Source organism: Paenibacillus sp. V4I7 (assembly GCF_030817275.1).
In the GTDB taxonomy this organism is placed as follows: domain Bacteria; phylum Bacillota; class Bacilli; order Paenibacillales; family NBRC-103111; genus Paenibacillus_E.
In genome coordinates, this window is sequence record NZ_JAUSZD010000002.1 from 7,767,171 (window position 1) to 7,780,329 (window position 13,159).

General features: G+C 44.5%; 12 protein-coding genes. 10 read left to right on the plus strand and 2 right to left on the minus strand.

All coding sequences use genetic code 11. The features are described from left to right. The first annotated feature begins 62 nt into the window (after positions 1 to 62). The gene (locus QFZ80_RS36490; RefSeq protein ID WP_307550331.1) at positions 63 to 545 is read left to right on the plus strand and encodes a hypothetical protein; all 483 of its coding nucleotides are present in this window, start codon (positions 63 to 65) and stop codon (positions 543 to 545) included. Positions 546 to 570: 25 nt separating this feature from the next. Continuing rightward, positions 571 to 855, plus strand: a complete 285-nt coding sequence (locus tag QFZ80_RS36495; protein ID WP_307550329.1) for a hypothetical protein — start codon at positions 571 to 573, stop codon at positions 853 to 855. Positions 856 to 898: 43 nt separating this feature from the next. Here QFZ80_RS36495 and QFZ80_RS36500 read toward each other — a convergent pair whose 3' ends face one another. Further along, complete coding sequence (locus QFZ80_RS36500; protein WP_307550328.1) at positions 899 to 3,220, minus strand: AraC family transcriptional regulator; 2,322 nt, start codon at positions 3,218 to 3,220, stop codon at positions 899 to 901. Positions 3,221 to 3,375: 155 nt separating this feature from the next. Between QFZ80_RS36500 and QFZ80_RS36505 the strand changes: the two genes are divergently transcribed. The 6 genes from QFZ80_RS36505 (at position 3,376) to QFZ80_RS36530 (ending at position 9,883) form a co-directional block, all read left to right on the plus strand. Next, complete coding sequence (locus QFZ80_RS36505) at positions 3,376 to 4,899, plus strand: extracellular solute-binding protein (RefSeq protein WP_307563482.1); 1,524 nt, start codon at positions 3,376 to 3,378, stop codon at positions 4,897 to 4,899. Further along, positions 4,883 to 5,038 carry a hypothetical protein gene (locus tag QFZ80_RS36510; protein WP_307550325.1) on the plus strand — a complete coding sequence of 52 codons (156 nt, stop codon included), beginning with the start codon at positions 4,883 to 4,885 and terminating at the stop codon, positions 5,036 to 5,038. The genes QFZ80_RS36505 and QFZ80_RS36510 overlap by 17 nt, the downstream gene beginning before the upstream one ends. Positions 5,039 to 5,251: 213 nt before the next feature. Beyond that, on the plus strand, positions 5,252 to 6,781 hold the full coding sequence (locus QFZ80_RS36515) for an extracellular solute-binding protein (protein ID WP_307563484.1): 1,530 nt from the start codon (positions 5,252 to 5,254) through the stop codon (positions 6,779 to 6,781). A gap of 103 nt (positions 6,782 to 6,884) precedes the next feature. Further along, entirely contained in the window at positions 6,885 to 7,835 is a 951-nt protein-coding gene (locus tag QFZ80_RS36520) for an ABC transporter permease (protein ID WP_307550323.1), read from the plus strand. Between the two features lie 23 nt (positions 7,836 to 7,858). After that, complete coding sequence (locus tag QFZ80_RS36525; RefSeq protein WP_307550321.1) at positions 7,859 to 8,734, plus strand: carbohydrate ABC transporter permease; 876 nt, start codon at positions 7,859 to 7,861, stop codon at positions 8,732 to 8,734. Positions 8,735 to 8,788: 54 nt separating this feature from the next. Continuing rightward, on the plus strand, positions 8,789 to 9,883 hold the full coding sequence (locus QFZ80_RS36530; RefSeq protein WP_307563487.1) for a glycoside hydrolase family 88/105 protein: 1,095 nt from the start codon (positions 8,789 to 8,791) through the stop codon (positions 9,881 to 9,883). Positions 9,884 to 9,971: 88 nt separating this feature from the next. Here the strand turns inward: QFZ80_RS36530 and QFZ80_RS36535 are convergent, their stop codons facing one another. After that, positions 9,972 to 11,096, minus strand: coding sequence for a GerAB/ArcD/ProY family transporter (locus QFZ80_RS36535; protein ID WP_307550317.1), 1,125 nt, complete (start codon positions 11,094 to 11,096; stop codon positions 9,972 to 9,974). A 170-nt stretch (positions 11,097 to 11,266) separates the two neighbouring features. On the opposite strand from QFZ80_RS36535, the gene QFZ80_RS36540 reads away from it, so the two are divergent. Together QFZ80_RS36540 and QFZ80_RS36545 are read left to right on the plus strand one after the other, a co-directional pair. Further along, positions 11,267 to 11,494: a hypothetical protein gene (locus QFZ80_RS36540; RefSeq protein WP_307563489.1), complete on the plus strand. Its 228-nt coding sequence runs from the start codon at positions 11,267 to 11,269 to the stop codon at positions 11,492 to 11,494. A gap of 27 nt (positions 11,495 to 11,521) precedes the next feature. After that, positions 11,522 to 13,138, plus strand: a complete 1,617-nt coding sequence (locus QFZ80_RS36545; protein ID WP_307563491.1) for a spore germination protein — start codon at positions 11,522 to 11,524, stop codon at positions 13,136 to 13,138. The last annotated feature ends 21 nt before the right edge of the window (positions 13,139 to 13,159 follow it).

Genomic DNA, 13,159 nt, shown 5'->3' on the forward strand with positions numbered 1-13,159 from the left:
ATAGTATTTTCTTGTCCATAGACACAACACATCATGATTTTAAAGGAGATATCAAAGGGGAAATGGAACAAGAAGACTATATCGCAGAGGCAACCTTCCGTGCTAACATTTCATACCTCATTCAAGCTCAAACGAAAAAGCAAGCCTTAGAACAGGTGGCATACGAATTAGACAAAACCAACATCCAGCTTAGTGAAATTACGCTAGAAAATGAATTAGGGGAATCCAACGTTTTTACGGTTCGAGAAATTGAAAAAATGGATTGGTATGATGTGGATCATACAGAGTGCTGTAACCAATTTAGGGTATTTGGGTGTATGCAGCTGCTTATTATCCTACGGAAACAGAGTGACACTATGAAAGATGTCGAACAAGTAACCTACCATATGTCTCAGTCACTTGTATACGGTAAACCAGTTTTGACGATATCAGAAGGCTATAAGCACATATTTTTAACCGTTTCACAACATAAAATGGAGTGGAAAACCAAGCTTCAGGAGACAGAAACGGAAACGGAAACAGTGCTTTTGAGTAAACTTGCCTAAAAAAAATGAAAGAGAGGATACGATCATGCAAATCAAAAAGAAAAACGACATTGGTGAGATTTTGGACAATTTTTCATCGTTTGCCAAATGGGACGCTTCAGGAGAGAAACTATACCTAGTGTTTGCTGACAACAAACGCGGAGGGCAATGGACTTTGATGAACTACTCGGATGATCGTTTCAGCGTTCATGGACTTGGCCAAGACTATGAAGATGAGAAAGAATCGTTCTTTGAAGAACGTAACAGCGTTGTATCGTTTCTATGGGATAATCGTGCTGCACTCAAAGCAGCGGTCAAACCGACAACCTAGCATTTGGTAGCTAGGATTAGGACAAGCAAAGAAGGCAAGGAACCTACCCACTAGGTGCCGAGCCTTCTTTCTTTTTGTCCCGATATTGGCCGGGGGTTAATCCTTCTTGCTTGCGGAACGAACGAATGAAGTTTTGCGAATTGTTATAGCGCAGCTTGGAAGAGATATCCTTGATCGGCATATCGGTTTCGGACAGCCATTTCTTAGCCATATTGAACCGGTAGGTCGACAAGTAGTCGCTGAAGGAACAGTTCGTTTCTTTGCGGAAAATACTGCTCAAATAATTCGCGTTATAATGCAGCCGGGAAGCGCACTCCTCAAGCGTCAGGTCGGTGTCGTAATAGTGCTGCACGAGATCAATAATCTTCTCGGAAATGTTGTGGTACTGGGCATCCTGCCGGTCGCGATAAATGCGAATCAGCGGGTGAATGACCTCTGTCCAGAACCAGTCCTCGATTTCGGCTGTCATATGCAAATTCAGGAGCTCCTCGAAGAGGGACCCTTTGTTCGGATGAATCTGATTCAAGCTGATTCCGGATTCCTGCATCACCATAAGCAGGTTGTTGAGCAGCCGTGCCAATGGAATTTGATATTCTTGCGGTGTTAGTGGAGCCGCGAATACCGCTTGCAGGAGCTGCTTCAGCAGCTCTTTGGACTTATCCTTCTCGGCAAGCTTGATCGCATCAATCAATTCATTTTCGATCGGCTTCGGATAGTTTAAATTCAAGTAATGCTTCCCTGAGTTAATATTTTCATATTGAATGATGATGCCCTCACCCAGCTTAATGCGATGCTTCAAAGCCTCCAGACCTTCCCGATAGGCAATCGACATCTGCGAGAAAGCTTGAATCGGGAGGCTCATCCCAATGCTAACGTGGAGATTCAGGAAGCTATAGATATGCTGCTGCATCTGCTCGGTTAGTGCATATACCGTATCGCGAAAGGCAGCTTCTTCGCTATCGGCACTTCCAATCAAGGTGACCACGGTCTGGTCAATAATGATGGGAGCGAGACGCTGGTGCGAAGGAATCAGTTCCTCGATCATATTGTGCACAGCGAAGAGCAGCAGCTCCATATCCCGTTTTTCGTAACGCGTATTGTCGATTGAATCGATCTGCATCGTGATCACAGACATCGTTTTCCACTCTTCAATGTGCTTGTTATAGCCGAACTGTGCCAACTTCTCCAGCAGCTCGCTCTGTTTGATATGCCCTTGAAAAGCCTTGATTAAGAAAAATGTCCGTACCTGGCCGATATGCTGGTGGACTTCTCTTTCCAGTTGGGACTTCGATTGGAACAAGGTATGGACATGCTCGCTGATCATTTGGAACTCGTTGGCCTTCCGCTTCTGATTCACGGTCACAAGCCCTCCGATTTGGTTCAAAAGGAGCTGGATCGGCGAATACATTTTGCGCGAGCCAATCCAAGCCAAGACCATGGAGAGTAGCAGCATCAGGACGCATACATAGATCGTATAGGTTCCGATTTTACTTGATTCCTTTGTCAAACTGTCGATGGAGGTTAAGGATAAATAGGTCCAGTTGTTGAGATTTGAACGCAGGAAGCTGACGGAATAAGGCTTCTCGTTAATATCCGCTGAGAACTGGCCCATTGGCGCCTCTAACTGCTTCAAATCTGTAAGCCCAGCTTCCGTAATGGATTTACCGATGAGGCTTGCATCCGGATGCATGAGAATCCGATTTTGTTCATCCATAATCAGGATGTCATCCAGATGCTCGGTATCATTTTTAATCAGATCCTGCAGGCTGCAGGCAGGAATGTTAGCCAGAGCCAAGCCATATTTCTCCAGGCCGGTGGTGGGCAGCTTTTTAACTAGAGAAATACTGTACTCACAGGTAACGCTTCGCGCATTTTCTTCCGTGAAAAACCACTTGGATGGATTAAGTGTCCATACACTGTTCTCCTGCGTGTTCATCAAGGTCATAAGCTTATCGTGATAAGGGTAGCTGTCATAACGGTACAAGCCCGAATTCTTGATCATCCAGTTTTCCCTGGCATTGATCAAGATGACATCTTCCAGCTTGGTATCAAAAGATTGCATATATCGAATTTCGCTGCGCAGATCATCATACATCATGAAATCGTTTACAGTTAGGGGCATATCCATCGCCTTTTTGAGCACGGTAGAGTTGATGACCTGATTAAGTGTATGGTTGACAGTCGTTAATTTCTGCTCTACATTGGAGTTGATTTGGGTGATCAGCTGCATTTTACCTTCGTTGACATTCTTTTGAATTTCGCTCGACGAGGTGACGAAGGCGAAAGCACCGATGAAGATAACGGGCAGCGTGCTGAGCAGGAACCCAAATATGGTCATTTTGCTAAGGAAACTTAAAGAGCGCATCGCGTCCAACACCTATCTATCTTGAGGATGATCATTCAGACTATCTATGTATTGTAGTCAAGACGGGCGTTAAGAGCAATAATCATCTGGGTGACGGATAATCATTTTCTCTGATTCTGACTACAAAACACTGCTGCTATAAGGGGGAAGCTCTCATGAGAACAAGTTTATATGGCAAGGGTTTCAAACTTTTTGGTCTCTTTTTGATAGGGCTGTTGATGGTTGCTTTGATCAGTGCTTGTCAGAAGAATAGCTCGAAAAAGACAGATGATGTAAACGGCAACCGCCCCGTTATATCAATCATGGCACCGCTTCATTTTCCGCATCCGCCCATCCCTGAACTCGTTCAGGAAATTGAGAGTCGCACACAAACGAAGCTGGAATTGAACTGGGTTCCGGACGGCATATATACCGATAAAATGAACACCGCGCTCACCACAAACTCTTTGAAAAAAGCAACCTATGTAAAATATACGGACTATATGCTGATGAAAAATTCGATCCGTTCCGGCGCGTTCTGGGATATTGGACCTTACTTGGCGGCGTATCCGAATCTGAAACAGCTGAACAAGGAAATTTTGGGACAGGCAGCTGTCGATGGCAAAATCTATGGCTTGTACACCGAGCGGCCCTCCTCTCGTCAGGGCATTATTATTCGTGAGGATTGGCTGAACAATCTGAAGCTGGCTAAGCCGACGAATCTGGATGAGCTGTATCAGGTATTAAAAGCTTTCACGTTCGGCGATCCTGATCTGAATGGCAAGGTAGATACCATCGGTCTGACGGACCGGAATGATTTGGTGTTTGGCGCGTTCAAAACGATCAGCTCTTATTTCGGTACTCCGAATAACTGGGGTACTGATGGCGCTGGGAAGCTAGTACCTGAGTTCGAAACCCAGGCCTACGTGGACACGATGAACTATATGAAGAAACTGTATGATGAGAAGCTGATTAATGCCGATTTCGCAGTTACCAGTAAGGAAGTTCAGCGCGATAAACTCATTCGCGGCATTGCGGGCGTCTATATTGGCAGCATGCAGGACGTGCAGCGTCTTTCAGATGAAGCTCAGCGCATGAATCCGAAGGTGAAACTCACGCTCGTGAACCATATCGAAGGCCCAATGGGTTTTAAAATTTGGTCGATTCCCAATTATAGTGCGCTTTACCTGTTCTCGAAAAAAGCGATTCGTACCGAAGCGGAATTGAAGCAGGTGCTGCAATTTTTCGATCGTTCGATGGATAAAGATGTCGCCAACTTGATGAAGTACGGGCTGGAGGGGCGTCATTACAAAGCCAAAGGGGATCAAGTTCAACTCTCGGAAGAGACCTCGAAACTCCGTGTGAATGAGGTGAATGCGCTATATGCACTCATGATTGCCGATCTGAACAATCCGAAGGTCATGCGCGTTTCGGAGAGCGAGTCTCTGTCACAGCTCGCGGACCGGCTGAGCTTGGACAACGAGAAAAACGTCGTCAAAGACCCGACCGTTGGTCTGGAGTCGAAGACCTACGACGAGCGAGGCGTCGAATTGTACAAAATTGTATCTGACGCTACGTACAATTACATCTTGGGGAAACTGGACAAAGCCGCATTCCAGCAAGAAATTGAGCGCTGGAAGCGAAATGGCGGCGGTCAGATGATAAGAGAGTACAACGAGGCTTATGGTAAGCGAGGTTGAGGTTGGAGTAGATGGGGAAGATGGGAAAACCGCTGGCGCTTGTGCGCGGCGGTTTTTTGCTTTTGGTGAGCTGCTGGAGGAGCAGTGCAGCTATGGGGGGAGGCCCGGGCTAGGCGGAGGCGATGTTTTTCATCGTTAAAGTAGCTTATGAGCGCGTATGAGTCAGTGTAACGATGAAAAAAATCGCTAAAGTAGCAGGAAGAATGCATAATCATCTCCCCGACCGATAATCATCATCTCACATCCCATGCCAAATAAGGTCTAAATGAGTAAATGATTATTTCGGCACCTCCCTGCGGCCGTGTAGTGTGGAATTTGTAGCACACAACAATTTCGCGGAGGTCTAACCAATATGAAGAGAAAATTAGTCTCGATTCCACTTAGCGTTCTGCTCGTTTCCAGCTTTGCGCTGGCAGCTTGCGCAGACGGGGGGAAGTCAACTCCCGCAGCTACGACTGGTGTGGTGGAGTCGCCTAAAGCAACGGCAGACAACAAACCGACGGCGATCACGATTATGGCACCGCTGAACACAGCGCAAACGCCGCCAGATACGATCATTAAAGAACTCGAAAAGTTAACGAACACAAAGTTAACGTATCAATTTTTCCCGGCGGATACGTATGAGGAGAAGCTGAATACAACGTTTGCTACAGGCGCACTGCCGCAAGTCACTTACCTGAAAAACCAGGCGACATTTATTCAGATGAAATCGGCTATTCGTGACGGACAATTCTGGGAAATTGGTCCTCTGCTGAAGGACTTCCCGAACCTGAGTAAATTGAAATCCACGACCAATGATAATACGAAAGTGGATGGCAAGCTTTACACGCTATATCGCGGTGTAGACATTGCTCGTCAAGGTCTCATCTACCGGAAAGATTGGGCGGATAAGCTGGGACTGAAGCCACCTGCAACAACCGAGGATTTGTATGCCATGATGAAGGCGTTCACTGAAAATGATCCTGACGGAAACGGCAAAAAGGATACTATCGGCTTAACGGATCGTAATGATCTCATTTACGGATCATTCAAAACCGTTGCCACTTGGTTCGGCGTACCGAACAATTGGGGTCTTAAAGATGGCAAGCTGCAGCCTGAGTTCATGTTCCCCGAATATGTAGCGACAATGGATTACTACAAGAAGCTGCGTGATGGTGGACTTATCAACAAAGACTTCGCGGCTACAAGTAAAACGGATCAGCAAAAGCTGTTCACCAATGGTACAGCTGGTATGTACATCGGAGCGATGACGGATGTTTCGTCTCTAAACAAGGATTTAATTAAAAACGTGCCTACAGCAGTGGTAGATGTGCATAGTATGGTCGCTGGGCCAGGCGGTAAATTCGCAGCATGGGCACTTCCCGGATATGCGAACGTCGTTCTGTTCCCGAAATCCGCTACGAAAACAGAAGCTGAGTTAAAGAAGATCCTTGCATACTTTGACAAAATGATGACGCCCGAAGTTGCCAACGTTGCAAACTGGGGCATTAAAGATGCTAACTACAACGTAATCGACAACAAAGCGAAGAAGCTGGATGAAGAAAAGTGGACACGTGAAGTTAAGCCTTTCACGGACGCGGCTATTGGTGATGAAGATACTTCCGGCAGATACTTGGGTATTCCTACGATTCCAGCTCAAGGTAAGGCAGACGAACTTAAGATTGCCAATCTGAAGTTTGCTGTGCAGGATCCGGTAGCTGCTCTGGATTCGAAAACGAACCAGGAGAAAGGCCCTCAACTGCAAGAAGTGATCAAAGATGCAACGAATAAATATATCTACGGCACGATCGATAAGGCTGGTTTTGATAAGGCTATTGAAGATTGGAAGAGTCGTGGAGGCAGCAAAATTATTGAGGAATACAACGCTGTTTATAAAAAATAATGTGATAGCAGTGAACATGCAGGTTGAAAAGCGGGAAAGGCTGCTGTGTCATCAGTAGCAGTCTTTTCTTTATGAATGAATCACCCAGAAAGGAAGAAGTCGTATGCAGGAAGTGAATGCAGCACAACGTGTGGTGGCTAGGAAACAAAGCAGTGAGATGGGTAGACGTATATGGAAAAATAAATGGATCTATGTCATGCTGCTGCCCGGAGTCTTATATTTTCTCGTTTTTAAATATATCCCTATGTACGGGCTTATCATTTCGTTTCAGAATTATAAACCGTTTAAAGGGATTAGCGGGAGTGAATGGGTAGGTTTCGAACATTTTCAGCGATTATTTACAGAGCCTGATTTCTTGAATATTTTAAGCAATACGTTAATTTTATTCGGCATGAATCTCTTGTTTTATTTCCCAGTTCCGATTCTTTTAGCGCTTATGCTGAATGAGGTCAAAGGGGATCTTTTCAAAAAAACGTTTCAAACGATTGTCTATTTGCCACATTTTATGTCCTGGGTGATTATCGTCTCGATCAGCTTCGTTATGCTGACCATGGACGGCGGTATTATTAATGATATTATTGAGTATTTTGGATTCGAAAAGATTAATTTCTTGTTGGCTCCGGAGTGGTTTAGACCCACTTATATTCTTCAAGTGATCTGGAGAGAAGCAGGCTGGGGTACGATTATTTATCTGGCGGCGATTGCTTCCATTGATCCTGGGCTCTATGAAGCTGCGCGTATGGATGGTGCAGGACGAATTCGACAAATGTGGCATATAACATTGCCTGCTATACGCAGTGTGATCATAGTCTTGTTAATATTGAAAATTGGCGATGTTCTCGAACTCGGTTTTGAACATGTCTACTTGCTGCTTAACTCAATGAACCGAAATGTTGCTGAGATCATTGATACTTATGTATATACGGCAGGGTTAAAACAAGGCCAGTTCAGTTACAGTGCTGCGATCGGATTGTTTAAATCGTTTATCGGACTTGCTTTGGTTATGATTGTTAATCGAATCGCGAAGAAGATGGGCGAGGAAGGCGTTTATTAAGGTAAGAACAGGAGGGAGATACCATGGTTGAAGATAAAACGTTAGGCGGCAGAATGTTTGGCATTATCAATTATTTGTTATTAACGATTATTGGCTTAATTACACTGATCCCTTTTGTCCACGTCGTGGCAGGTTCGTTTACGACAAGTGCGGAAATGGCAGCCAAGAAATTTGTCATCATTCCGACGGACTGGAGCATAGAAGCCTATCGATTTATTTTCTCGACAAACACGATTTTCAAAGCAATGGGCGTATCGATTGGCACCACACTTATGGGAACGATCATCAGTATGTTTATCACCGCTTTGATGGCGTACGGTTTGTCCCGTAAAGATGTGGATGGCAGAAAAGTCATTATGTTTCTGGTTGTATTTACAATGCTGTTTCACGGTGGTTTGGTTCCGACGTTCCTCGTTGTGAAGGAATTGGGCATGATCGACACATATGCTTCGTTGATTCTTCCAACTGCCATTAGTGCATTTAATTTAATCATTTTGAAAAATTTCTTTCAAAACATCCCAGAGGGACTCGAAGAGTCTGCCAAGATCGATGGATGCAGTGACTTTGGTATTTTGTTTCGCATTGTGCTGCCCTTATCAATGCCAGCAATCGCAACGATCTCCTTATTCTACGCCGTCACGTATTGGAACACGTATCTTAGCGCGATTCTTTACTTGAATGAGAGTGCAAAGTGGCCGATTCAGGTCCTCCTCAGACAAATTGTCGTGCTCGCCAGCGGGATGGATGTCAGTGCGGATTTGGATAGTGTCACACCGCCTCCTGCACAATCGATTAAGATGGCTGTTATCGTCGTTGCAACTCTACCGATCTTGTGTGTGTATCCGTTCTTGCAAAAGCACTTTGCTAAAGGGGCTATGATCGGTTCCATTAAGGGATAAGGAAGAATTTCCATTAATACAAAAATCAGTATAGGAATAGAGAGGGAAATTAAAATGACTCGAAATTCAATTAAATCACCGATCGAATGGGCACGAGCTGCCTGCGATTCAATTATGAGTACTTACACCCCTATGGAGCTCCCGCCTGCTGAGCGGTGGCATTACCACCAAGGTGTTTTCTTATGCGGCATGGAAATGTTGTGGGAGGTTGAACAAGATAATCGCTATGACGCCTACATTCAGGCGTATGTCGATGGTTTGATTGACGAAAACGGCAATCTATATTTCGCACGGGATGAGTTGGATGCGGTTCAAGCGGGACTTTTGTTGTTCCGATTGGAAAAGCAGACAGGACACAGCAAATACCGGATTGCTGCGGATAAGCTGAGAAACTTGCTGAACACGCTGAATCTCACCTCGGAGGGCGGTTACTGGCATAAAGATAAATATGCCTACAACATGTGGTTGGACGGTTTGTATATGGCAGGTGTCTTCTCATTGAAATATGCGAATGCTTACGGAGATATCGCATTGCGCTCCACGGTGCTGCATCAAGAGAAGCTGATGCGCAAATATATGAAAGACGAAGAAACAGGGCTGCTGTACCATGCCTGGGACGAAAGTCGTAAGATGCCATGGGCGAATGCGGAAACCGGCTGTTCACCGGAATTTTGGGGCCGATCACTCGGCTGGTATGGCCTAGCGGTTACACAATTCCTTGATGAGCTCCCAGCGGACGAACCAGGGCGCGAAGATCTAGTTAACTCGCTGCGTGATTTCGTTCATGCGTTGATTCGTTATCAGGATGCGGAGAGCGGATTGTGGTATCAAATCGTTGACAAGGGTGATCAGCCCGATAACTGGTTGGAGACATCCTGTACGAATCTGTTCGTATACACGATTGCCAAAGCAATTAAGCACGGGGTTGTCGGCCAAGAGTGTGTGAACGCAGCAGTGAAGGGATATGAAGGACTTATCCGAACCTTACAGTTCGACGAGCAGGAGCGGGTGATATTACCACTCATCTGTATCGGGACATCAGCTGGCGATTATGAGAACTATGTGACTCGTCCGACTAGTGAGAACGACCTGCATGGCGTTGGCGCATTCGTGATGGCGTGTGTAGAAATGGAGTCACTCATGAAGTGAGAATTCTAAAAGCTTAAATTGAGTTTTGTACTAAAAGGCTGGACACTTATTCGTGTTCAGCCTTATTTTTAATAATTTTTGTAAATCGTTATTGGCTTTGTCGTAAATTAGGATCTTTGTGCGATATTGACTTTTGGTGAAAGTAAGCTGCTCCCAGTAACAAACTGGGTATTACAAATTGTAAGGGAATATGAACATAGGTCATGTTAAATTTAAAACCTATAGCTAGGTGATCGGCATATGTTTTGGTCATGATATGACCAAGAGGGGCAATAATCGCTGCAATCGGAATAAGAACGTAGCGGTAACTTTTCAAATGAAATAAATGAGCTGTTCCAACTGCGGCACCATAGATGAAAACACCAACTTTGAAAAATCCCCCTGCTACCATTAGCAGAATAACTACGGCATCGATCCGCTCGAGAAAATCAGCCACCGAGGCCATTCGTATCGTTGATAAAAGAGGATAATTTAACATACTGTACAACTGAGGTCCAAGAACGGAGATCATACCTACTATATTAAGGGATAATAAAACGCCTGCTGTCAAAACTGCAACCATCCCCACCTTTTTAAGCTTTGCATGATCTTTTAACGTCGGCCAAATCATCGTGAATACAACTAATTCCCCAAAAGGAAGACTGGTAAGGGCTGGGAATGATTCCTTCCATACGTTTTTTATTCCTGTACCGAGTACAGGTGTAAGCTGTTTCAGGTCAACTACTCCTGAAGCATAAACGATGATCCATGTGCTAAGGGATATGATCAGAACACCGGGAACCACCATTTCTGCCATCCGTCCAAACACTTCGAAACCACCGCGGAGCGTATAAATAATTACGGCTACAAAACTGGCAAGAATAAAAATTTCTGGGGTTCCAACTAAAATTGTAGATATCATAAGATCTGAGAAATCTCGACTGATCCTTGCAGCTTGAGATGTGAAATAAATAATATAAGTGATACTGAGCGGATATCCAATGTACTTACCAGAAATTTTTTGAATGATTTGGATCAAGGACTCATTTGGATAATACCCAGATAATTTGGTATAGACGGACATTAAAATAAGCCCCAACACCATGCCTATTAATACGGCGAGCCAAGCATCTTGTTTAGCTTCCGCTCCTAACGCAAAAATGACAGCACTTCCTATTTCAAAAGCTAACATCATAAGAAAGAGTTGTTTGATACCTATTTTCTCTTGATTCATATCGCCCTCACCTTTTACCAAGTCATCCTATTTTGTTTGAATTAGATATCATTATTAGCGTTCGCTTTCTTTTTAAACGAAAGTTTAGGAATTAGGTATTATTTACCTTAATTTGTCGAAAGATAATAGTTGGAAATTGCAAATAGAACAACTCGCTTGTTAGAGGAGAAATGATGAAGAATATTCGTAATTTATTTTTTCCCGCCGTGCTCATCACTTTTATTGGATGGTGTATGTATTTCTACTTACAGGAAATTACGTCGAAATTATTAGTTCATCTCCATTTGTATAGTTACACTATTTTGGAAATGCTGTTGGCCGCAATGGGAGCTTTCTACATGGTCATTATGATTGTTATTTTGATAGGGTATCTTTTCGTAATGGTGGTGAAAAAATAAAGGCTTAATAGTGAGGGAGATTTAGCAATGGGAAAAGGGTCCTTAGGTTGGTTAAAAAGTTTAGTGGCTTCTAAACGAAAGCCCGCGAACTTTCTCGAACAATCATCCACAATCCTCGCGGAACCATTGGAAAGTAATCTGCTTAGCACGGATCTTTTACAGAATGTTGGACAATTGAAAACGATCTTTGATCGTTCTTCTGACATTGTGTTTAGGGAGTTTCAAGTAGGTGCGACGCAAAAAGGGACGCTTCTTTTTTTAGACGGCCTTGTCAATATGAAATTGATTGACGACGATGTCATAAAACCTCTGTTGGAATACGGGAAAAATAATTTAACACAACCGATATTTCGTTATGAGGAAATGGAAAATTTACTTCGGAATCAAGTGATTTCTGCTGCGCAGGTAAGCAGTGGGGCTAATTTTCAAGATGTGATAGATCATGTGCTTTCCGGGGATACCGCATTGATTCTTGATGGCGCAGAACGAGCTTTATTCGTCAGTGCAAGAGAATGGGAGTCCCGTGCGGTTGAAGAACCAGCAACGGAAGCTGTGATCCGTGGTCCTAGGGACGGATTTACGGAAAACCTGCGGACCAATACCAGTCTCATTCGCAGGAGATTGAAAACCCCCCAGCTCAAAATGGAAGCGATGAAAGTAGGACGGTTATCAAGAACTGAGGTCGTCATTACTTACTTGGATCATATTGCTGATGAAGCTCTGGTGGCGGAGGTTCGTGAAAGAATCGGCAGGATTGATATCGATGCGATTCTCGAAAGCGGATATATCGAGGAATTAATTGAAGACACTCCGCGTTCCATTTTCCCCCAGGTGCAGAGCACGGAAAGACCGGATAAAGTCGTTGGCAATTTATTGGAAGGGAAAGTAGCGATTATCATCGATAATACGCCTTTTGCCCTGTATGTTCCGGTTACCTTTTATGAAATGCTGCAGGCAAGTGAAGATTATTATGGGCGCTTTATGATTTCGACGGCGATCCGTTGGATACGCTTTTTGTTTTTGGTAATTGCCCTGTTTTTGCCATCTCTCTATATTGCTTTATTAACATTTCATCAGGAATTGGTTCCGTCAACCCTGTTATACAGTGTGGCTTCCTCCCGTGAAACGGTCCCCTTTCCAGCTATTGTCGAAGCCTTGCTAATGGAAGTAGCCTTTGAAGGATTGCGGGAAGCTGGTGTGCGTTTGCCTAGGCCGGTAGGACAGTCGGTGAGTATAGTCGGAGCTTTGGTAATTGGTCAGGCCGCTGTTCAGGCGGGCATTGTTTCCGCACCCATGGTTATTGTCGTATCCATCACCGGTATCGCTTCTTTTATCATTCCCAGCTTCAGCCAGGCGGTCGCGATCAGATTGCTGCGTTTTCCCATGATGTTTTTAGCGGGATCACTGGGATTATATGGCATACTATTAGGCATATTGTTTATCATGAGCCATATGTGCCGCCTTCGCTCATTCGGCATGCCCTATTTGTCACCTTTGGCCCCTTTACATTTTGGTGACTTTAAAGATGTGCTTGTACGGGCGCCTTGGTGGAGTATGACGAATCGACCGGAAGAAGGCGCAAAAAGAAACCCGCAGCGAATGAAAAGGTCCATGCGTCCCGGTCAGCCGAACCGCAAGGAGTAGGATTTTCTACGGAAGGGTAAT